Here is a 21,124-nt window from a genome sequence, read left to right on the forward strand (position 1 = left end):
GTGCCGGTCCGCCCGGCACGAGCGGCAGGCGGTGGTTCGAGTCCTTTTAGGACGGGACGAAGGCCGTGACCCCCTCGTACTCCGCCGCCTGGGCGGCTCCCGCGGCCTCGTACTCGAGCAGCACCAGGCCGGTCGCCGTCACCTCGTGGTGGACGAGCCGGAGACCGGTGGGTGCGCTCGGGTGGTCGAGCAGGCGCCGCCCTGAGCCGACGACGACCGGGGCGACGACGAGCCGGAGCGCGTCGACGAGGCCCGCCGCCAGCAGCGCGTTGCCGAGTCGCGCGCTCCCGTGGACCTGGAGCTCACGCCCCGGCCGCGCCTTCAGCTCGCCGACGGTCCGGACCGGGTCGCCGCGCAGGACGGTCACCGGGTGCCAGTCCGCCTCGGCGAGGGTGTTGGTCACCACGTACTTCGGCAGCGAGTTCATCCGCTCGGTGAACGGGTCGTCCGGGTCGGTGATCGCGGGCCAGTCCCTGGCGAACGCCTCGTAGGTCCGCCGCCCGAGCAGCAGGCCGTCGGCGAGGTCCAGCCAGTCGGAGGCGCGCCGGACGAAGGTCTCGTCGAGGTGGGGCACGAGCCAGCCGCCGCGGGTGAAGCCGTCGCTCGTGTCCTCGGTGGGCGAACCGGGACCCTGGCTGACCCCGTCGAGCGTGACGAACGCCGTGAGGGCGATCCTCACCGCGCGCCCCGGTCCTCGACCAGCGCGGCGAGCTGCTCGGTGACCGAGCCCCAGCCGTCGAGGAAGCCCAGTTCCTCGTGGCGGGCGCGGGCGGCCGGGTCGCCGTGCCGGACGACTACCCGGTAGTCCGTGCCGTCCGGGTGGTCGCCCAGCACGATCTCCGCCGTCATGGACACCGGCTGGGGGTTCGCGGGGCGCCAGGCGCTGTCGACCGCGTTGGTGAACACGATCCGCTCCCGCTCCTCCACGACGAGGAAGGTCGCATCGAGGTGCGGAACGAAGTCCGCGCCGTCCTCGCTCATCAGCGTCACGAGCGCCCCGCCGGGCCGGACGTCGAGGCGGTCGACCCGGCACGTGAGCGGTGCCGGGAGCCACCACTTCGCGAAGCGGGCCGGGTCGGTCCACGCGCTCCACAGCGCCGAGCGGGGCGCGCGGACGACCCGGTGCAGGGTCAGGTCGAGGTCGGGGTTCACGGGTGTTCCTCCTGGTCGGTGACGAGGCGTTCGAGGCGGTCGGTGCGCTCTTCCCAGATCCGGCGCTGCTCGGCGAGCCAGCCGTCGACGAGGGCGAGGCGGTCGCGGTTGAGCACGCAGGTCCGCACCCGGCCGTGCTTGACCGTGCGGATCAGGCCGGTCCCCTCCAGCGTCCGCACGTGCTTCATGAAGGAGGGGAGGGTCATCGGGAACTCGCGGGCGAGGTCGCCCACGCTGGTCGGGCCGCGGCCGAGGCGGTGGATGACGCCGCGCCGGGTCGGGTCGGCGAGAGCGGTGAACACCCCGTCGAGCTCCACCGAATACTGTGCCATGCGGCTAAGTGTTGCTCGTCCGAACACTAAGCGCAAGGGCTAAGTGTTCAGGTCGGCACGGGCGCGCGGCTACGACGTCCTCAGCCCTGGAACATGGCCTGACCTGCACTGATGGCGTTCTCGACCGGTGCGGAGCGGGACCCTCGCCCTCCGCTCCCCCGTTCGGCGGCATATTGTCGCCCTATCGGGAACCCCATGCGGCCGGGCGACGCCACGTCACGTTGAATGAGTTCGTGGCCCCGCCGCGAGCAGGAGCGGCGCCGCCGAGGCGACAGCGGCACGCCCACGACGACCTAGGAGATCGGCAGTGCTCTGCAAGCCCGACGAGGAGGAACAGCGTGCCGGGCGCTGGGAGGGGCGCCTCCAGGCCGCGAGGCACCGCGCCTTCGTCGGCCGCAAGGAGGAGCTCGCCGCCTTCGACGACGCGCTGAGCGGCGGCGGGCTGCTGTTCGTGCACGGCCCCGCGGGCATCGGCAAGTCCGCGCTGCTCAGGCGCTTCGCCCAGCGGGCCGCGGAGGCCGGTCGCGCCGCGACGGCACTGGACGGGCGGACGCTCGACCCGTCCCCCTCGGCCTTCCTCGCCGCGACCACGGCCGTGCTCACCGACGAGCGCGCGGTGCTGCTGGTCGACACCTTCGAGCGCGTCCACGCCCTGGAGGGCTGGCTGCGCGAGGGGTTCCTGCCGACGCTGCCGGTCGGCGCGCTGGTCGTGGTGGCCGGGCGCACTCCCCCGGACATGATGTGGCTGGCCGATCCTGGCTGGGCCGACGTGCTGCGGGTCATCGGGCTGGGCGACCTGGACGCCATGGACGCCGCCGCGCTGCTGGACTCCCGCGGCGTGCCCGCCGAGCTGCGCGACCCGCTGCTCGCCTTCGCGGGCGGGCACCCGCTCGCGCTGTCGCTCGGCGCCGCGGCGGCGCTCGACGACGGCACCGCCAACTCCCGCTGGACACCCGGCCGCGACGTGATCGCCACCCTGCTCGACCAGCTCGTCGGCGACGTGCCCGACCCGGCGCACCGGCGGGCGCTGGAGGTCTGCGCGCACACGTACATGTCGACGCAGGACGTCCTGCGCGCGGTGCTGCCCGACGAGGACTCGGCGGCGCTGTTCGCCTGGCTGCGGCGGCTGCCGTTCGTCGAGTCGAGCCCGCTCGGGTTGTACCCGCACGACGTCGTGCGGGAGGTGCTGGACGCGGACCTGCGCTGGCGCGACCCGGAGGGCTACGCCGACCTGCGCCGTCGGGTCGAGGCCCACCTCGCGCAGCAGATCCGCGAGGCCGACGACGCGCACGTGCCGGGGGCCGTCGGCTCGCTGTTCTACCTGCACCGCGACGAGGGCGGGACGCCTGCGCCGCACTTCTGGCGCGGCGAGGGCGAGGTGTACGAGCACGTCTTCCGCCCCGAGGACACCGAGGACCTGCTGCGGCTGGCCGCCGAGTGGGACGCGGGGAGCGTGGCCGCCGTCACCCACTGGACCGCGCGGAGGCCGAAGGCGTTCCGCCTCTACCGGCGCACCGCGGACGGCGAGCTGGCGGGCGCCTCGGCGTGGCTCCGGCTGGAGTCCGAGGCGGAGGCGCAGCCGGACCCGGTCACCGCCACGGCTTGGGCCACCGCCCGCGCCACCGCCCCGCTGCGGCTCGGCGAGCACCTGGCCGTCCACCGGACCTGGGTGCGCCGGTGCGACTGGGGAACGTCACCGGTGACGACGCTGATCCAGTGGCGGGCGGTGGGCTGGTTCCTGCGCTCGGAACGCATGGCCTGGTCGTTCGCGGCCGTCCGCGGCGACGCGCCCCCTGGTGACCACTACGGGTACTACGGCATGCACGCCCTCGGCCGCCGCGCGAGGGAGGGAGCCGTCGAGTACCTCCTGCCCGCCCACGACTGGCGGGCCGTGCCCGCGCAGGTCTGGCTCGACCGGGTGCTGTCGGCCAGCGTGCAGGAGCCGCCGGTCACCCGTGAGCCGGAGCTGGTGGTGCTGTCGCAGGAGGAGTTCACCGACGCCATCCGTAAGGCGCTGCGCCACCTGTCCAGGTCGGGGGAGCTGGCCACCAACCCCCTCACCCGCAGCAGGCTGCTCGCGGGCCGGGCCGACCCGGTCATGGCGCTGCGGGAGCTGCTGGAGGAGAGCATCCACGACCTGGGCCGGGACCCGCGGGCGGGCAAGCCGCACCGCGCCCTCGACATCACCTACCTGCGCGGCGCCCCCACCCAGGAAGCCGCGGCCGAGCGCCTCGGGCTGTCGTTCACCACCTACCGCCGTCACCTGTCCGCCGGCATCGAACGCATCTGCGAGGAGCTCTGGCGCCGCGAAGTCCACGGGTCGACCTGAGCGGGTCCGATCCGGAGGTCAGCCGTTCAGCGCGAACTCGGCCGCCGCCTCCGCGTGCAGCCGAGCGCTCGGCAGCAGCGGGATGACGGTGTCCTTGTCGGTGATCAGCAGCTCGATCTCGGTGCAGCCGAGGATGACGGCCTCGGCGCCCTGGTCGGCCAGGCCCTCGATCGTCCGCACGTAGGCGTCCCTGGACGAGGGCCGCAGCACCCCGCGCACCAGCTCGTCGAAGATCACCCCGTGGACCATCTCGCGCTCGGCGCTCTCCGGGACCACGACCTCGAAGCCGTGCGCGGCGAGCCGGTCCCGGTAGAAGGCCTCCTCCATGGTGAAGCGGGTGCCCAACAGGCCGACCTTGCGCATCCCCTTGGCGCTGACCGCGGCGCCCACGGCGTCGGCGATGTGCAGCACCGGCACGCTCGCCGCCCGCTCCACCTCGTCGTTCACCCGGCTGAAGGTGTTGCTGCAGATGAGCAGCAGCTCGGCCCCCATCCCTTCCAGTTGGACACCGGCGGTCGCGAGCATCTCGCCCACCTCGTCCCACTTGCCCGCGAAGATGAGGTCCTCGACGACCGTGTAGTCCACCGACCAGATCACGCTGTTGGCGTTGTGGCTGCCACCGAGGCGCTCGCGCACCCGCTGATTGATGATCTGGTAGTAGATGACCGTCGATTCCCAGCTCAGTCCGCCGATCAGACCGATTGTGCGCATGACTCTCCGTCCGTTACCGTCCCCGCAGGTTAGACGGAGGCCTTGTTCACCCGGCAGACCAAAAACTGTCCATTCGGGTGAGTCCCGCTGAGCACTTTCTGATCAGGATGCGTTCTGCCGCAATGGTTTCCCCCGCCGGTCGCACCGCCTCGCGCGCGTGCCTCTGTCACGCGGGCGCGCGAAGCCGGTCACGGGGATGACCAGAAATTGGGCAGTGAATGCTCTGGTGATCGGGCAGCCGGACCCCCGACACTGCCCTGGTTCCCCTTTGGCGAGGAAGGCTGAAGCATCATGAATGAACGCCTGCGCGTGGCCGTGCTGGCCGGCGGGCCGTCCGCCGAGCACGAGGTTTCGCTCCAGTCGGCGCAGGCGGTGCTCGACGCGCTGCCGAAGGAGCGGTACGACCCCGTGCTCGTCGTCATCGACCGGCAGGGTCGGTGGTCGCAGGAGCTGCGCCGCGACGTGGTGGACGTCGTCTTCCCCGTGCTGCACGGCCCGTACGGCGAGGACGGCGTGGTCCAGGGTCACCTGGAGGCGCTGGGCCTGCCGTACGTCGGGTGCGGCGTCCTGGCGTCGGCCGTGGCGATGGACAAGACCATGACGCGCCGGGCGTTCCTGGCGGAGGAACTGCCCGTCACCCCGCACGTCTGGTTCTCCGAGCACGACTGGGGCACCACGACCGACCGGGAAGGCCTGGTGAAGTCCCTCACCTGGCCGATGTACGTCAAGCCCGCCAACATGGGCTCCTCCATCGGCATCTCGCGCGTCACCTCCATGGACGAACTCCAGGCGGGCGTCGAGCTGGCCTTCGGCTACGACCGGGTCGCCGTCGTCGAGCAGGGCGTCGTCGCCCGCGAGCTGACCTGCGGCGTGCTCGGCGACCACGACACCCCCGAGGTCTCCACCGTGGTCGAGTTGAACGTCCACGGCGACTGGCTCGACTACGAGGGTAAGTACCTCAGCGAGGCCGAGATCGCCACCGTTCCCGCGCCGCTGCCCGAGCGGATCACCGAGGAGGTGCGCGAGCTGTCCCTGCGCGCCTACCGCGCCATCGGCGGCTACGGGCTGGCACGGGTCGACTTCCTCTACGAGGAGCAGACGGGCCGCCTGTACGTGCTGGAGATCAACACGATGCCGGGCTTCACCCCCCGGTCGGTCTACGCCAGGGGCTGGCAGGCCAGCGGGCTCACCTACGGCGAGCTGCTGACCCGCCTCATCGACCTGGGCCTCGCGAGGAGCAGCGCGTGATCCCGATGACGGTGGCGGAGATCGCGCGCGTCCTGGAAGCGGGTCTGGACGGCGTGACCGACCCCGAAGCGCTGGTGACGGGGCCGCCCGCGGTCGACTCGCGCGAAGTGGTCACGGGCGGCCTGTTCGCCGCGACCGCGGGCGCCAACGTCGACGGCCACGACTACGCGGCCAAGGCCGTCGCAAGCGGGGCCGTCGCCGTGCTGGCGACCCGCCCCGTCGGGGTGCCCGCGATCGTGGTGGAGGACGTGCAGCGGGCGCTGGGCGTACTGGCCGCGCACGTGCTGGCCCGCCTCGACTGCACGGTGGTCGCCCTGACCGGCTCGGTCGGCAAGACCACGACGAAGGACATGCTGGCCCAGGTGCTCGAACAGCGCGCGCCGACGATCTCGACCGACCGCTCGTTCAACAACGAGCTGGGGCTGCCGCTCACCGTGCTGCGGGCCGACGGCGACACCCGGTACCTGGTGCTGGAGATGGGCGCGGGCACGAAGGGCGACCTGACCTACCTGACCGGGATCGCCCCGCCCCAGGTGAGCCTGGTGCTCAACGTCGGCACCGCGCACGTCTCCCGCATGGGCGGCGGGAAGGCGGACGTCGCCGCGGCCAAGGGCGAGCTGGTGGAGGCGCTGACCCCCGACGGGTACGCGCTGCTCAACGCCGACGACCCGTACGTCCTGGCCATGGCCGAGCGCACCAGGGGCCACGTCGTGCTGTACGGCCGGTCGCCGGAGGCGAGCGTGCGGGCCGAGGACGTGTCGCTGGGTGACGGGGCCCGGCCCTCGTTCGACCTGGTCACCCCCACCGGCCGGGCCCGGATCGCGCTCGACCTCATCGGTGAGCACCAGGTGGCCAACGCACTGGGCGCCGCCGCGGCGGCCACCGCGCTGGGGCTGCCGATCGAGGAGGTCGCCGCCGGGCTCAACGCGGCCAGGCGCCGCTCGTCGGGGCGCTTCGAGATCACCGAGCGCGCCGACGGCGTCACGGTCATCAACGACGCCTACAACGCCAACCCGGAGTCCATGCGCGCCGGGCTGACCGCGTTCCGGGCGCTGGCCGGTGACCGCCGGGCCGTCGCCGTGCTCGGCGGGATGGGCCAGCAGGGCGACGCCTCGCTGGCCAAGCACGAGCAGATCGGCAGGCTGGTGGCCGACCTCGGCATCCAGGTGCTGATCGTGGTCGGCGACGGCGATCAGCGGGCCATCGCCCGTGAGGCGTCCGGGACCGAGGTCGCGGTACACACGGTCGAGGACGTGACCGAGGCCGTCAAGGTGGCCACCGAGCTGATCGCGCCGGGCGACGTCGTGTTCGTCAAGGCGTCCAGCGAGTACGGGCTGGGCGTCTGCGCCCGTGAACTCGCCGCGCTCTGACGGTCACGGCCGCGCAGCGCAATGCCGTGGGGGTGGCCTCGTCGACGTCCGTCGGCGGGGTCACCCGCGCAGCGCCTCCTCCACCGCGGGCACGACCTCGGCGGCGAACAGCCGCATCGACCGGAGCACCTCGTGCTGCGGCGTGCCCGGCCACTGGAACCGGCAGACCAGCTCGGTGACGCCCAGCCGGTCGACGTGCTCGACGATCCGCGCGACGCAGTCCTCCGGCGAGCCGATGATGAACCTGCCGTCGGCGACCAGGTCCGGCCAGTCCCGCCGCAGGGTGTCCCCCGACGGCATCGTCGCGTCCTGCCCCCAGGACACGTAGGCCGCGTACTTCGCCTCGACGTGCGGTCTCGCCACGTCGAGCGCCTCCTGCGTGGTCGGGCGGACGCAGACCTCGCGCGCCGCGGGCAGGTCCTCAGTGGATGGACGGCCCGCGGCGGCCCGTTCCCGGTGGTACAGGTCGACCTGGCGCGCGAGCTGGACGAGGTCGCTGTGCGGGTTGAGCAGCCACGTGTCGCCCAGCCTGGCCGCTCGGCGCACCCCGGCGTCGCTGTTCGCCGCGATCCACAGCGGAACCGACGGCGCGGGCAGCGCGAGCTGCGCCTCCCGCAACCGGTAGCCGGGTCCGTCCGCGGTGACCCGTGCGCCGGAGAGCAGGTCGCGGACGATCCGGACCTTCTCCTCGAACAGGCGCCCCCGCCGCGCGGTGATGCCGAAGGCGTCGTCCTCCACGGTCCGGTACCCCTGCCCCACCCCCAGCACGAACCTGCCGGACGTCAGCGCGTCCATGGTGGCGACCGTTTCCGCTAGCTCCACCGGGTTCAGCAGGGTCAGCAACGAGATCCCGGTGCCGAGCCGCATCGGGCCCGCCTCCGCCGCGACGCGGGCGAGCAGCGGCACGTTCTGGAGCATCCAGTACGGCTGGGGCAGGAAGTGCTGGCCCGCGAGCGCCAGGTCGAAGCCGAGCTCGGCGGCCGTGCGAACCTGCTCCAGGTGCTGGGCGACCGCTTCGGCCGCGGTCACGGACTCGGGGTGCTGCGCCGTCAGCCACAAGCCGAACTTCATCGAGCCTCCTCCTGACCGCTCAGTGCAGGACCACGTGCCCGACACCGTCCCGGTGGTCGATCTTCGTGCCGAGCGGGGCCGACGCCGCGGCGAACCGCCCGACCACCCGCTCCGCGGCCTCCCCGACGGCACGGGTCGGCAGGTTCCGCAGGTGTCGGCGCGCGTCGGCGCGCGGGAGCGAGGGGTGCAGCTCGACACCGGACACCCGGTCCTCGTCGAACGTGATCCGCACGACCGCGCTCTGGCCGACGGCCGCGGAGTACGCCTTCACCTGGTCGCCGAACTCGGTGCCCGCGAAGGCGTCCCTGGCCTCCGCGCGCGCCCGTTCCCTGGCCGTGGCGAAGTCACCGGGCGTGGCCCCCGGATCCAGGCCCCACCGCTCGTAGGCGTCCGCCGGGTGCCACCGCGCGGCGGCGTCCTGGGTGGACCAGTCGCCGATGTCGTAGCAGATCACCTTGCCCCGATACAGCTCGACGCCCTTGGGGGTGTACCCGTGTCCGATGTAGACGTCCGCGCCCGCGTCGACGGCGGCGTGCGCGAACTCGCGGGTGAAGTCGGCGGGCAGCTCCCACTCGGTCCCCGCGGCCTGGTGGTTGTGGTGGGACACCACGAGGTAGTCGACCTGCGAGCGGGTGCCGCGGATCCAGCGGACCACCTGGTCGAGGTCGACGGGCCTGCACGCGGTCCGCACACCGGGCGTCCGTCCACGGAGGATGGTCACACCGCGGAACAGGAAGGAGTCCGGGGTGGGCCTGCGCTCGGCGAGGTGGGTGATCTCCATCCCCTCGCGGTGCAGGCCGAGGGCGCGATGCGCCTCCCGCAGCCGGTCGAAGCGCTCGGGGTCCAGCACGTAGGTGGTGTCCCACCGCAGACCGCTGGTGCCCGGCCGTCCCGGCACGTCACCGTGGGGGTCGGCGCCCATCTGGACCTGGTAGTACTGGCCGTACTCGTAGGAGGAGTCCACCGCTATCAGACCGACCCGGCCCTGCGGGGTGTCCAGGTAGCCGGGGGCGCGGGCCGCGGCGAGCGTGCGACCCGCGCCCGCCCAGGCGATCCCGGCCTCGTCGAGGAGGCGCTGGTTGGTGGCGATCGACGACGCGGACCAGTCGGACATGTGGTTGTTGGCCAGCGATACCATGTTCACGCCCCCCCAGGTCAACTCCTCCGTCACCCACGGCTCACTGGTGACGTAGGACGTGTACACCTGCTTCACCGGGTGGGCGTCGACGTCGCGGATCGGGGCTTCGAGGTTGAGGAGACCGACGTCGGCGGAGCGGAGGACGTCGAAGAGGCTGTGCAGACCGGGGTCCTGCACGGTGCGGAGCCTCGTCTGGAACATCGCGCTGCCTGCCGCGGCGATCGTGATGCCCCGGTCTCGGACTGGACTGCCCATGGTGCCTCCAAGCGGGTCTCGGTTCGCTCACCTGACGCCTGCGTCCCGTTCGACGAGAGCCGCGGCGGCCGGGATGTCCACCTCGGCGTCGACCTCGGCCCACTCGGCGGAGGTCGCGGGCAGGACCTCCAGCCCGCCCTCGGCGGCGAGCCTGCGCATCGCGGACTCGTACCAGTCACCGGTGCGCCCCTCCGCGAGCAGGTCGTCGATGGCCGAGGACAGGCGGGCCGCGCCGGTCGGGCTCCACCGGCTGACGCCGAAGAACTCGCCCTGCCCCGGTTCCGGGTCGAGGTCCTTGCCGAAGTCCACCGCCCGGCCCTCGCGCATCCGCACCTTCATGTCGATGTCCGCGTGGTCCTTGCCCGTGTCCACCACGAGGACGTCCCCTCGGGCGTCGAGCACCCGCCGCAGCAGCCCGCCGCTGATCAGCACGTCGCCGTCGAGCACGCAGAACGGCTCGTCCCAGAAGGTCCTCGTCAGCGCGAGGGACACGATGCTGTTGGTGTGCGCGAAGTCCGGGTTCTCCACGAACCGCACCGTGGGGGTGTCCGGGCACTCGCGCAGCGACGCCCGGAGCCGGTCCGACAGGTGCCCGCACACCACCACCACCTCGGGGACCGCCGCCGCGGCCAGGCGCCGCATCGTGTGCCAGATCAGCGGCACGCCGCCGATCGGCACCAGCGCCTTCGGCGCGTCCTCCGTGTAGGGCCGGAGCCGCGACCCGATCCCGGCCGCCGGGATGATCACCCTGGTCCCGTTCACCACCTCACCCCACCAACCTCTCCACCGCGCGGCCGAGCCGGTCCTCGCCGCAGGCGAACGACATCCGGACGAACCCCTCCCCCGCGCCGCCGAACGCCGATCCGGGGACCACCGCGACACCGCGCTCGCGCAGCAGGTGCTCGGCCACGGCGTCACCCGCGTCCTGCCCCGCGTCGACCGGGATGCCGTGCAGCCGCGCGAACTCGCGCACGTCGACGAACGCGTAGAACCCGCCGTCGGGCATCCGGGCGCCCTCCAGTCCCGGCACCCGCCCGAGTTCGGCCAGGAAGGCCGTGCCCCGCGCGCGGATCTCGTCGGCGTGCCGGGACACCTCCCGGTCGCTCTCCGGGTCGGTCAGGGCCGTGGCGGCGGCGAGCTGGACGGCGTGGCTCACCGCGAGCAGGAAGAACGTGTGGGCCTTGACGGCCTCGGCGATCACCGGCGGGCTGCCGACCATCCAGCCGACGCGCCACCCGGCCATGCCGAACCGCTTGGAGAGGCTGTTGACCGCGATGCCGACGCCGTGGTGGTCCACCGCGGCGATCGAGCGGTGCGCGCCCCGGTGCAGGAACCGGTCCAGCACTTCGTCGTGCACCACGCGCAGCCCGTTCTCGGCCGCGAACGCGCAGAGGTCCGCCAGCCCGTCCGCGCCGATCGCCGCCCCGGTCGGGTTGCCGGGCGAGTTGACCAGCAGGACGCGCGAACGCGGGGTGAGGCGGCTCCGCACGTCCTCCACGTGCAGGGCGAACCCGTCGGAGGGACTGGTCGGGACGCGGACCACCCGACGGCCGAGCAGCTCGACCATGGGCGGGTAGATCATGTAGGCGGGGTCGGCGATCAGCACCTCGTCGCCCGGCTCCGTGACCGCGAGGACCGCGGTCCACAACGCGCCCGCCGCCCCGTTGGTGACCAGGACCTGCGTCTCCGGGTCGAGGTCGACGCCCTGTTCGGCCGCGTACACCTCGGCGACGGCCGTGCGGAGTTCCACCGCCCCGCGGGAGTGCGCGTACCGGTCCTCGTGCCGGGCGAGTTCCCGCGAGCCGGAGGACAGCCGGGCCAGCGCCGCGCCGAAGGACCTCGGTGGACCGAACGACGGGAGCCCGACGGTCAGGTCGACGACCCCCGGATTCCGCTGGGCGTACTCGGAGATCCGCTTGGACGCGTGGGGCGCGAGCCCGCTCAGCAACCGGTTCACGACAGGCCTCCCGTGCTCGCGGCGGGCAGCGCGGTCCGCACGAGGACGACACTCCGCCACACCAGGTTCAGACCGATCCCGCCCGCCAGCGCCCAGAGCACCACCAGCGCGACGGCGGGGCCGCCCACCGCCCACCCGACCAGCGCGACGGTCAGCACGAGCAGCCTGGCGTCGCTGCCCGCGCTGATCCAGGAGAAGGGCCGTTCCCAGCGGCCCTTGGGGTAGGACACCCGGAACGCCGAGCGGAACTTCTCGGAGCTGACCACCAGGCACAGCACCCCGGCCAGCACGGCGAACCCGGCCCACAGCGCGCCGGTGCCGGTCTCCGACTGGAGCCGGGCGGTCACCGCGGCGACCAGCGCCACCTCGACCACCCGGTCGGTCATCGTGTCGTAGAAGTCCCCCGCCGCCGAGGTTTCCCCGCGAATCCTGGCGACCTCGCCGTCGGCGCAGGACAGCACGCCGAAGATCTGCACCAGCAGCGCGCCGGCCACCAACTGTCCGAAGAGGACGCACACCGCCGCCGCGACCCCGGCGAGCAGGTCGAGCGCGGTGACGGCGTTCGGCCCGAACCGGCGGGCCAGCGCGGGCGAGACGAGCGCGGACAGCCGCCGCTGCACCAGGCGGCAGTACCCGCCTTCCGCGGCCGACTTGCCCACCGGGTTCGCGGACTCAGCCCCCATGGCGAGCACCACCGTCGCGGAGCACGGCACCGAGCGCGGCCAGCACGCCCTCCACGTCCTCGTCCCCCACGTGTCCCAGGTGACCGACGCGCAGCACGCTCTCCTTCCACTTCGCGCGGCCGGACGCAACGAGCACGTGGTGCTCCTCGGCCAACCGCTCCCGGACCTCGCTCGCGCGCAGTTCACCCGGCAGCGACAGGGAGGTCACGGTCGGCGAGGCGTACGCCCGCTCCGCCGCCGGCTCCAGGCCCAGGTCGACGATCCCGTCGCGGCACCGCTCGGCGAGCCTGCGGTGCCGGGCGAGCACGCGGTCCCAGCCCTCGTCCTCGATCATCCGCAGCGCGACCCGGAGCGCGTAGAACACCGGGATCGCCGGGGTGTAGGTGGTCGTGCCCTCCTCGACGGCCGCGGCCATCGCGGTGAAGTCGAAGTAGCCGCGGCGCACCGGGTTCGCGGCGGCCACGGCCAGGGCCCGCGCGCTGACCCCCAGCAGCGCCAGGCCCGGCGGCGACATCAGCGCCTTCTGGCTGACGCCGACCGCGACGTCCACGCCCCACTCCCGCATGAGCACGGGCGTCGCCCCGACGCTGCTGACGACGTCGGCGACCACCAGCGCGTCGCTGTGCTCACGGACCACCGCGCACAGCTCGGGCAGCGGGTTCAGCACCCCGGTCGACGTCTCGTTGTGCGTCATCAGCACGGCGGCCACGTCGGGCGTGCGGCGCAGCGCCGCCGCCAGGTCCTGCGGATCGGCGGCCCGGCCCCACGGCACCTCGACCAGCACGACGTCGAGGCCCGCGGTCCGGGCGATGTCGGCCAGCCTGCCGCCGAAGTACCCGATGGACACCACCACGACCCGTTGGCCGGGGCGCAGGGTGTTGACCACCGCGGCCTCCAGGCCACCCGTTCCCGAGCAGGTGAACGGCAGCACGGTCGCCGGGTCGCCGAACACCGCGCCGAGACCCGGCAGCACCTCGCGGACGATGGCGCGGAACGCCTCCGACCGGTGGCTGACCATGTCGGTGGACAGGGCCGCGCGCACCTCCGGTGGCAGCGGTGTCGGTCCGGAGATCCGCAGGTTCACCCGAGGCATGGACCCCTCCTTAGTCGCTTTCACAGCCGGGACCGCAGCGCCCCGAGCACGACCCGCCGGTCGAGCGCGATGGGGTGGTTGCGGGTCCGGTCGTTGCCGAGCGCGTCGTCGACGATCAGTTCCAGGTCCCCGGCGCGCACCCCCACCTCGCCCAACCGGGTGGGGCAGGCGGCCCCGCTCATCAGCCGGGCCAACGCGGTCCCGGAGTCGGCCGATGTCCGGACACCGAGCACCCGGCCGATGTCCTGGACGTCCACAGTGGACCGTCCTGTGCCGTCGCCGAGCGCTCCGAGCGTGAGCGGCAGCAGCCACACCAGGTGCAGCGCGCACGCGAGTCCGTGCGGCACACCGAAGTGCGCGGTCGTGGGGTAGGCGAAGGCGTGCGCCGCCGTCGTCCTGGTCAGGTCGATGGCCTGCCCGGCCAGCACCGCGGCGTCGCACAGCGCGCCGCGGCGCGACTCGGTCATCTCCCCGACCCCCGCCCGCAGCACCGGCACGAGGCGCGACAACGCCTGCCGGGCCAGGTCGCGCGACGCCGGGGAGGCGCTGACCGACCACCACGACTCGATCGCGTGCGCGGTGGCGTCGAGCGCGCAGTGCGCGGTCAGCGCGGGTGGGCAGGTGTAGGTCAGGGTGGGGTCGACCAGCGCCACGTCCGCCTTCACCAGCGGGTGGTCCAGCGAGAACTTGCGGGTCCCGACGTAGATCGTCGCGAAGGTGGTGACCTCACTGCCGGAACCTGCCGTCGTAGGCACCAGCACCAGCTTCGGCGGCTGCCCCGGCCGCACGGGCGCGACTCCCCCGAGGACCCGCTCGGCCTCGCCCCTGCTCGGTGGCAGCAGCCGCACGGCCTTCGCGGTGTCCAGGGCGGAGCCACCGCCGACGCCGACCACGACGTCCGGGGCGTAGCGCTCCACCACCCCAGCGCCGCGCACGACGTCGGTGATCTGCGGATTCGGCACGACGTCGGCGAAGTGCCGATGCGGGTACCGCGCCAGCCACCGCGTCGCACCGGTTCGGCGCAGCGCCCGGTCCGTCGCCACCACCAGGACCCGCCGGGCCCCCAGTCGGTCCAGCACCGCGGGCAGCGTCGCCGCCACCCCCGGCCCCCGGACCACCTCCAGCTCGCGGACGTTCCCGGCCGTCACGGTCGCGGCCCACCCTCCGGGTCGGCCACCTCGCGCTCGAACCTGGCGCGCACCCCCGGCAGCGTCAGCCGGGCGCTCGCCCGTGGCGGTGCCGCCGTCTCGTCGGCGCGCACGCGCACCGCGACCAGGCTCGGGCCCGGTACCTTCCCGGCCTCGCTCAGCGCGGCGCGCAACTCCGCGCCGTCGGCGCACCCCCACGCCTGGCGGTACCCGTTGGCACGGGCCAGTTCCGGCCAGTCCACGGTCGTGGACGTGGTGGCCTGGTTGCCCGTCGAGGCGTAGCTGCCGTTGTCCAGCACGACGTGCAGCAGGTTCGGCGGCGCGAGGTGCCCCACGGTCGACAGGGTGCCCATGTGCATCAGCACCGCGCCGTCACCGTCCAGCACGACGACCCGCCGGTCCGGCCGCCGCAGTGCGGTCCCGAGCCCCAGCGCGAGCGCGTGCCCCATCGAGCCCTGCATGTAGAAGTTGCCCGCGCGGTCGGCGGCGGCGAACAGCTCCCGCGAGGTGTAGCCGGTCGTGCTGTAGACGGCGGCGTCGCCGACGTGCGCGGCGACGATCCGCACCGCCTTGGCGCGGTCGAGCACGCCGCTCGGCGCCGCCGGTGCCGAGCCGACCGACGCCACCGTCCCCTTCGGCACGAGCAGGCAGAACGACCGTCCCCGCAGGTCCGCCTTCCCCGCAGCCGCCAGCGCTTCCTCCAGCGAGTCGACCGTCGGTTCCAGCAGCGCGCTGTCCACCCCGCAACCGTCCATGATGGACTGCGAGACGCGGCCCATCACCTCGTGCTGCGGTTCGTCGGTGCCCACCGGCCACCCGCGGAGGCTGACGACCACGAGCACCGGGATCTCGTACGGGAGCACGAGCGAGGCCAGCGGGTTCACCAGGTTTCCGAGGCCGGAGTTCTGGAGCAGCGTGGCCGAGCGGGTACCGGCCATCCGCGCACCGGCGGCGATGGCCAGTGCGGCGCCCTCGTTGGCCGCCGGGACGTACCGGCCCTGCTCGGACAGCACGGAGATCGGTCCGCCCAGGTAGGAGCAGGGCACACCGGTGAAGAACTCGTACCCGTGCTCCAGCAGCGCCGCGGTGAACTCCGGAGCACCGATCACCGCTTCTCCAGGTGCAGCCACTCGTCGAGGTGGGTCAGCTCGAACACCTCCGAGATCGGCGAGATGTGCTCCTCGACCGAGGTGGACGCCCCGGACGACCGGATCCGGCTCAGCACCTGGGACATCGACCGGACCGCCGCCCGCAGGGCGTGGTTGGCGTAGATCACCATCGACACCCCGGCGTTCCCCGCGTCCGCGAAGTGCCAGTCGTGGTAGGTGGTCGGCACCACGATCACCGGCGCCTTCCCCTGCCACTCGTCGAGGAACTGGATCACCTCCCGCGGCGAGTTCTTCTTGGAGTGCACCAGGATCGCGTCCGCGCCCGCGTCGACGTAGCGGTGGGCGCGGAGCAGCGCCTCCGGCATGCCGTGCCCGGTGATCAGCGCCTCGGTGCGGGCGACGAGCACGAAGTCCGGGTCGCGCTGCGCGTTCTTGCCCGCCTCGATCTTCCTGGCGAACTCGTCGACGTCGAGCAGCTTCTGCCCCTGGTCGACGAAGCTGTTCGTCTTCGGGAAGACCTTGTCCTCGATGCAGACGCCCGCGACGCCCATCGCCTCGTAGCGCTGGACCAGGTACGCGACGTTGGGCACGCCGCCGAAACCGGTGTCGCAGTCCGCGAGGACGGGCACCGAGCACGTCGCAGCCATGCGGCCCGCGGCGTCCAGGTAGTCGGCCATCGACAGCAGGCTCATGTCGGGCAGCCCGTTGACCGCCGAGATGGTGAAGCTGGACGCCCACACGCCGTCGAAACCGCTGGCCTGCACCAGGTTCGCGCTCAGCGGGTCGTGCGCCCCCGCCACCCTGGCGACCTCCCCCCTGGTGATCATCTTCCGTAGCGCCGTCGTGGTGTTCATCGTCGTCCCCCGTCCGCGGTATCGGCGTTCCGGTCACGCCCCGCACGCGTCACCCCGGTGGTGGCGGTGAGCGGCGCCACGCCGCACTCCGCGCCGACGCGCGCCAGGTCCGCCACGACGGCGGGTCTGAGCGGGATGCCGGTCGCGAGCCGTTCCTGTTCGATCTCGTGCTCGCGCTCGCCCGCGATCAGGATGCGGTCGCGGCCGCGCGCCTTCGGTGACGCGCGCAGCTCGTCGAACATCCGGTTCGCCTCGGCCCGGAACTCCTCCTCGGTGGTCACCGCGGCGACCTGCCCGCAGAGGAAGAAGTGCCCGAGCCCGGCGCCTTCCGGGCCGTACACGTGCCGTCCCCACCGGGCGCCCGCGAGCGGCCCGCACAACAGCTCGACGACCGTGGCCAGGCCGTAGCCCTTGTGGCCGCCGTGGGAGTCGCCCTCGCCGCCGAGCGGCAGCAGCGCGTACCCCGTCCGCTCCTTCAGCCCGCTCACGACCGAGGGCAGGTCGGTCGTCGACTCGCCGTTCGGGTCGATCGCCCAGCCGGGCGCCATGTCGTCGCCCTGGCGGTGCAGGCGTTCCAGCTTCCCCCTCGGAACGATGCTGGTGGCGGCGTCGAACACGAACGGCCGCTCCGCGTCGGTCGGGAAGGCCACCGCGAGCGGGTTCGTGCCGAACATCGGGCGGGCACCGTAGGTCGGGGCCACCTGGGGCGACGCGTTCGTGCCGACGATGGCGAACAGGCCCCGACGCGCCGCGCGGAGCGCGTAGTACCCGGCGATGCCGAAGTGGTTCGACCGGCGCACGGTCACCATGCCCAGCCCGGTCTCGGCGGCCTTCGCCATCGCCAGGTCGACGGCCGCGCACGACGCGGGCTGGCCCAGTCCGTTGCCCGCGTCCAGCGTCGCGGTCGCCGGTGTCTCCGTCATGACGACGGCCGCGGCGCGGGGGTCGATCGTGCCGGCGCGCACACCGTCGACGTACCTGCGCAGCCTGGCCACGCCGTGGCTGTCGACCCCGCGCAGGTCTGCCGACACCAGGACGTCGACGACGGTGGCGGCGTCCTCGTCGGACACCCCGACCGCGGTCAGGCAGCGGGACGCGAAGTCGCGCAGCTCTGGGTGGTCAACTCGCATTCGACACCGCCCCGAGGTCGAGGGCGGACCTGGCGGCACGGGCCAGGGCGTGCCTGCGCTCGGCCGTCTCCGCCTGCCCCGGTAACGGGGGTCGGAGCCCGAGTTCCACGCAGCGCACACCCGCCGGGAGGTCGTGGTCGGGCAGCGAGACCTCGCCCGCGACGACGACCACGGGCTTGCCCCGCGCGACGGCCATCCCGGCCACCAGCCCCGTGACCTTGCCGTCCCACGACCCGTGGTCGACCCGGCCCTCCGCGGTCAGCACGAGGTCCGCGCGGTCGATCCGGTCGGCGAGCCCGGCGAGCGAGGCGAAGAACTCGCCGCCGTGCCGGACGGGCGCGTCGAACACCGCGTGCAGGCCCGCCACGAGACCGCCGCCCGCGCCGAGCAGGCGCGTGTCCGCCAGGGTCCCGTCCCGGTCGCCCAACGCCGTCGCGACGGCGTCCAGCGCGGCGCGGATCACGACCGCGTCGGACGCGGTGACGCCCTTCTGCGCGCCGAAGCGGTCGACGTTGCGACCGAGCGGGGTGAACACGTCGCTGAGCACCTCGATCCGCACGTCGCGGAGCAGGTCGACCGCGGGCCCGGTGTCGGCGCTCCGCACGCGCACGAGGTCACCCGGTCCGGCCGCGACCGGCTGACCGGCTTCGTCCAGGAACCGCACCCCGAGCGCCGCCAGCGCACCGGCGCCCAGGTCGACCGACGCGGTGCCGCCCGCGGTCACGACCACCCTGGTCGCGCCGTGCGCGACCGCGTGCGCGATGAGCTGCCCGGTCCCCCGCGTGGTCGCCGCGAGCGGCCTCCGCGGACGGTCGGCGACCAGGGTCAACCCGCTCGCCCGCGCGGTCTCCACGAACGCGGTCCCGTCGTCCGCCACCAGGTACTCCGCGGAGACCGGCGCACCGAGCGGGTCCTCCGCCTCCACGGCCACCCGGTGGCCGCCGACCAGGTCCTCCAGCACCTCCAGCGCGCCGTCGCCACCGTCCGAGAGGGGAACGGCCACGACCTCGTCGACCGCCCCCGCCAGCCCGCTCGCCAGCGCGTCGGCCACCCAGCGGGCGCCGGGACCGCCGCGGAAGGCGTTGGGGGCGACCAGGACCCTCACCGGTCCACGTCCTGTCCGCTGTGGACGGACGGCTTCCGCTGGATCCAGGTCCGGTACAGCAGCCGGGCCCGGTCCGCGTCCGCGTGGTCGTCGAACTCCGTCCTGCCGTGCAGCATCCGGAGGTTGTTGAACACCGCCAGCTCACCGGCGGCCATCCGGCCCTCGACGGCGAGCGCCGGGTCGTCGAGGGCGGAGTCGAACGCGTCGAGCGCGTGGCGCTGCGCCCCGGTCAACGCCGCCACGTCGGGATGGCCGTGCCCGACGTCGATGTACCGCCGCAGGTAGGTCACCCCGGCCTGGCCGCTGTCGGTCGTGAACAGCACCGGTTTGCGCACGGTGGCGGGCTCGCCCGGCGCCTGGTCGCCCCGTCGGTCGAAGTGGAAGTCCTGCTGCAACGACGTGAGCACGTCGGGCTCGGCGGCGAGGCGGTCCCTGACCCGCTCGACCGGGACGAGCCTGAGCGACCCGCCGGTCTTGGCGGCCCGCACGCAGAGGAGGGTGAAGTAGTCCGGCAGCGGGAAGGACCGCTCCGCGCCGTCGGTGTGCAGGTGGCCCCCGTGCCGGGAGTCCGCGTAGCGGGCCGACTCGCCCTCGCCGATGGTGGTCCCGCGGTTGCGGACCTGTCTGACCAGGGTGCCCGCCTTGTCCTGCGCCATCACCTCGCCCAGCACGTCGGACGCCCACAGCAGCGCGGCCTCGTAGCGCTCGGGGTCCACCGCGTCGAGGCCGGTCATGACCAGGAAACCGGCGCCCGCGTCGACGTGCTCGCGGACCAGTTCGCGCAGTCTCGCCCGTTCGTCCCGAGCGGCGTCACCGGTGAAGTCGTCGCGGCGGACGGCGTCCAGGAATTCGGCCGACCAGCCATGCCTTTGCAGATGAAAATCCACGTGAATTCACCCCCACAGGTCGCGAAGCACGTCCCTATTGGGCGTTTCCGCCTATTCCAGGTGATGCGTGAAACCAATTCAGGACAATGCCGAAATCCCACCCTGGGTTCCCACACTATTAACCTGGCGGACACCGACAAGCCGCCAATCGGGTGAATATTCGCGAGCACGGACCGTCACTGTCTTCTATTGTCAATCGTGTTGACAGCCGCCGATCCCCGGCGAACACTGGATGTTGCCACCGCCGCAACGCACCCTTGGTTGTGCAGCGAATTCATGGACCGTGGCACCCGACCTCGCATATCCGACAAAACGAGGGTTGAGTCTTATTCCATGCTTCGAATTCGGTATCGGACGAAAACTCCGTTGGCCTCATTCGGGCGGGCGGGCTATCTGCTCCTCGGGCAGTTGTCCGCGTCGATCGGCACCGGTGCGGTGCTGGCCACGGCTCCGCTCTACCTCATCCGCGTGGTGCACCTGCCCGCGGCCGAGGTCGCCGTCGGCATGGCCGTGGTCGCCGGGATCGGCCTCGTCGCGCTGCTCGGGCTCGGTCCCGCGGTCGACCTGTTCGGGGCGCGCGCGGTCACCGTCGTCTCGGCGGTCGTCTCGGCCTCCGCGACGACGTGCTTCGTCCGGATCGACTCGCTGGCCACGTTCATCCTGTTCGAGGGGATCGCCAACGCGGGCCTGCTGGGCATGTCCGTCGGTCAGCGCGCGCTGGTCGGCCAGGTCATGACCGGCGAGCACCGCGTTCGCTACCAGGCCTACAACCGGTCGGTCACGAACCTGGGCTACGCGGTCGGCACGCTCGCCGCCGTGCCGGTGCTCCAGGCCGACTCGCGGACCGCCTACCTGGGGGTCTTCTTCGGCACCGCGCTCGTCGTCGGGGCCGCCGTGCCCTGCGTGCTGCGCGGTCCACGTCCGGGCGAGGCGCCGCCGAGGACGTCCGCCCGGCCGGCGATCACCGACGTGCGCTACGTGGTGATGACCGTGCTGTGCGGCCTGCTCACCGCGCGCAGCAAGCTCCTCACCGTGGCGATCCCCCTGTGGGTGGCCACGCACACGTCGGCGCCACTCGCGGTCTCCGGGCTGCTCCTGTTCCTGAACACGGCCGTCGTGGTGGTGCTCCAGGTGCGCTTCTCCCACGGGGCGGAGGACCTGCCGGGCGCCGGGAGGGTGACGGTGTTCGGCGGGCTCGCGTTCGTCGCCGCGTTCGCCCTCATCGCGCTCGCGGGAGCGACGGCCGTCCCGTGGATGGCGATCGTCCTGCTGGCCACCGGCGTCCTGCTGTTCACCGCGGGCGAGATGTGGACGTCCGCGGCGTCGTGGACGTACAGCTACGAACTGGCCGATCCGGCGAGGCACGGCCAGTACCAGGCGGTCTTCGCGCTGGGCAGGACGGCGGGCAACGTCGTCGGCCCGCTGCTGGCGGGTGTCGTCGCCGCGCTCGGGTTCACGGGTTGGGGCATCGTGGCCATCGGAATGCTGTCGTGCTGCGTGCTCACCGCGACGGCCGCGCCCGCGGGCCCGGCCCCGTGACCAGCGCGGAGAC

General features: G+C 73.1%; 20 protein-coding genes. 4 read left to right on the forward strand and 16 right to left on the reverse strand.

Features of this window, described 5'->3' with window-relative positions; translation table 11 throughout:
- Positions 1-46: 46 nt before the first annotated feature.
- Genes NZH93_RS13175 through NZH93_RS13185 form a run of 3 tightly spaced genes read right to left on the reverse strand, consistent with a single transcriptional unit; the run spans position 47 to position 1,484 of the window.
- Positions 47-679, reverse strand: coding sequence for a dihydrofolate reductase family protein (locus NZH93_RS13175; RefSeq protein WP_259623320.1), 633 nt, complete (start codon positions 677-679; stop codon positions 47-49).
- On the reverse strand, positions 676-1,152 hold the full coding sequence (locus NZH93_RS13180; protein WP_259623321.1) for an SRPBCC domain-containing protein: 477 nt from the start codon (positions 1,150-1,152) through the stop codon (positions 676-678). Before NZH93_RS13180 ends, NZH93_RS13175 begins: the two co-directional genes overlap by 4 nt.
- The gene (locus NZH93_RS13185) at positions 1,149-1,484 is read right to left on the reverse strand and encodes an ArsR/SmtB family transcription factor (protein WP_259623322.1); all 336 of its coding nucleotides are present in this window, start codon (positions 1,482-1,484) and stop codon (positions 1,149-1,151) included. Before NZH93_RS13185 ends, NZH93_RS13180 begins: the two co-directional genes overlap by 4 nt.
- Before the next feature lie 307 nt (positions 1,485-1,791).
- On the opposite strand from NZH93_RS13185, the gene NZH93_RS13190 reads away from it, so the two are divergent.
- Positions 1,792-3,813, forward strand: coding sequence for an ATP-binding protein (locus NZH93_RS13190; RefSeq protein ID WP_259623323.1), 2,022 nt, complete (start codon positions 1,792-1,794; stop codon positions 3,811-3,813).
- Positions 3,814-3,831: 18 nt separating this feature from the next.
- Here the strand turns inward: NZH93_RS13190 and NZH93_RS13195 are convergent, their stop codons facing one another.
- Positions 3,832-4,524: an aspartate/glutamate racemase family protein gene (locus NZH93_RS13195; protein ID WP_259623324.1), complete on the reverse strand. Its 693-nt coding sequence runs from the start codon at positions 4,522-4,524 to the stop codon at positions 3,832-3,834.
- Between the two features lie 291 nt (positions 4,525-4,815).
- Here NZH93_RS13195 and NZH93_RS13200 point away from each other — a divergent pair, with 291 nt between their 5' ends.
- Both NZH93_RS13200 and NZH93_RS13205 read left to right on the forward strand, forming a co-directional pair.
- Complete coding sequence (locus NZH93_RS13200; RefSeq protein ID WP_259623325.1) at positions 4,816-5,772, forward strand: D-alanine--D-alanine ligase family protein; 957 nt, start codon at positions 4,816-4,818, stop codon at positions 5,770-5,772.
- Between the two features lie 5 nt (positions 5,773-5,777).
- Positions 5,778-7,142: a UDP-N-acetylmuramoyl-tripeptide--D-alanyl-D-alanine ligase gene (locus NZH93_RS13205; RefSeq protein ID WP_259623570.1), complete on the forward strand. Its 1,365-nt coding sequence runs from the start codon at positions 5,778-5,780 to the stop codon at positions 7,140-7,142.
- 60 nt (positions 7,143-7,202) lie between these two features.
- On the opposite strand, the gene NZH93_RS13210 is transcribed toward NZH93_RS13205, so the two are convergent.
- From NZH93_RS13210 to NZH93_RS13265, 12 genes are read right to left on the reverse strand one after another with little or no spacing between them, the layout of a single operon-like run.
- A complete protein-coding gene (locus NZH93_RS13210; protein ID WP_259623326.1) occupies positions 7,203-8,213 on the reverse strand; it encodes an LLM class flavin-dependent oxidoreductase in 1,011 nt (336 codons plus the stop codon).
- Between the two features lie 19 nt (positions 8,214-8,232).
- Positions 8,233-9,606 carry a CapA family protein gene (locus NZH93_RS13215; protein WP_259623327.1) on the reverse strand — a complete coding sequence of 458 codons (1,374 nt, stop codon included), beginning with the start codon at positions 9,604-9,606 and terminating at the stop codon, positions 8,233-8,235.
- 27 nt (positions 9,607-9,633) lie between these two features.
- A complete protein-coding gene (locus NZH93_RS13220; protein WP_259623328.1) occupies positions 9,634-10,368 on the reverse strand; it encodes a phosphocholine cytidylyltransferase family protein in 735 nt (244 codons plus the stop codon).
- 4 nt (positions 10,369-10,372) lie between these two features.
- On the reverse strand, positions 10,373-11,563 hold the full coding sequence (locus NZH93_RS13225; protein ID WP_259623329.1) for a pyridoxal phosphate-dependent aminotransferase: 1,191 nt from the start codon (positions 11,561-11,563) through the stop codon (positions 10,373-10,375).
- Positions 11,560-12,246, reverse strand: coding sequence for a CDP-alcohol phosphatidyltransferase family protein (locus NZH93_RS13230; RefSeq protein ID WP_259623330.1), 687 nt, complete (start codon positions 12,244-12,246; stop codon positions 11,560-11,562). Before NZH93_RS13230 ends, NZH93_RS13225 begins: the two co-directional genes overlap by 4 nt.
- Positions 12,236-13,339: a pyridoxal-phosphate-dependent aminotransferase family protein gene (locus NZH93_RS13235; protein WP_259623331.1), complete on the reverse strand. Its 1,104-nt coding sequence runs from the start codon at positions 13,337-13,339 to the stop codon at positions 12,236-12,238. The genes NZH93_RS13230 and NZH93_RS13235 overlap by 11 nt, the downstream gene beginning before the upstream one ends.
- A gap of 20 nt (positions 13,340-13,359) precedes the next feature.
- Positions 13,360-14,487, reverse strand: coding sequence for a phosphonoacetaldehyde reductase (locus NZH93_RS13240; protein ID WP_259623332.1), 1,128 nt, complete (start codon positions 14,485-14,487; stop codon positions 13,360-13,362).
- A complete protein-coding gene (gene aepY / locus NZH93_RS13245) occupies positions 14,484-15,596 on the reverse strand; it encodes a phosphonopyruvate decarboxylase (protein WP_259623333.1) in 1,113 nt (370 codons plus the stop codon). Before aepY ends, NZH93_RS13240 begins: the two co-directional genes overlap by 4 nt.
- Positions 15,593-16,450, reverse strand: a complete 858-nt coding sequence (locus tag NZH93_RS13250; protein ID WP_259623334.1) for an isocitrate lyase/phosphoenolpyruvate mutase family protein — start codon at positions 16,448-16,450, stop codon at positions 15,593-15,595. The genes aepY and NZH93_RS13250 overlap by 4 nt, the downstream gene beginning before the upstream one ends.
- Positions 16,447-17,580 (reverse strand): Ldh family oxidoreductase, encoded by a 1,134-nt coding sequence (locus NZH93_RS13255; RefSeq protein ID WP_259623335.1) that lies wholly within the window; start codon positions 17,578-17,580, stop codon positions 16,447-16,449. Before NZH93_RS13255 ends, NZH93_RS13250 begins: the two co-directional genes overlap by 4 nt.
- The gene (locus NZH93_RS13260) at positions 17,570-18,685 is read right to left on the reverse strand and encodes a glycerate kinase family protein (RefSeq protein ID WP_259623336.1); all 1,116 of its coding nucleotides are present in this window, start codon (positions 18,683-18,685) and stop codon (positions 17,570-17,572) included. The genes NZH93_RS13255 and NZH93_RS13260 overlap by 11 nt, the downstream gene beginning before the upstream one ends.
- Positions 18,682-19,572, reverse strand: coding sequence for a TauD/TfdA family dioxygenase (locus tag NZH93_RS13265; protein WP_259623337.1), 891 nt, complete (start codon positions 19,570-19,572; stop codon positions 18,682-18,684). The genes NZH93_RS13260 and NZH93_RS13265 overlap by 4 nt, the downstream gene beginning before the upstream one ends.
- A 366-nt stretch (positions 19,573-19,938) precedes the next feature.
- On the opposite strand from NZH93_RS13265, the gene NZH93_RS13270 reads away from it, so the two are divergent.
- Complete coding sequence (locus NZH93_RS13270; protein WP_259623338.1) at positions 19,939-21,111, forward strand: MFS transporter; 1,173 nt, start codon at positions 19,939-19,941, stop codon at positions 21,109-21,111.
- The last annotated feature ends 13 nt before the right edge of the window (positions 21,112-21,124 follow it).

The sequence above is a fragment of the Umezawaea endophytica genome (assembly GCF_025061645.1).
Classification (GTDB): domain Bacteria; phylum Actinomycetota; class Actinomycetes; order Mycobacteriales; family Pseudonocardiaceae; genus Umezawaea; species Umezawaea endophytica.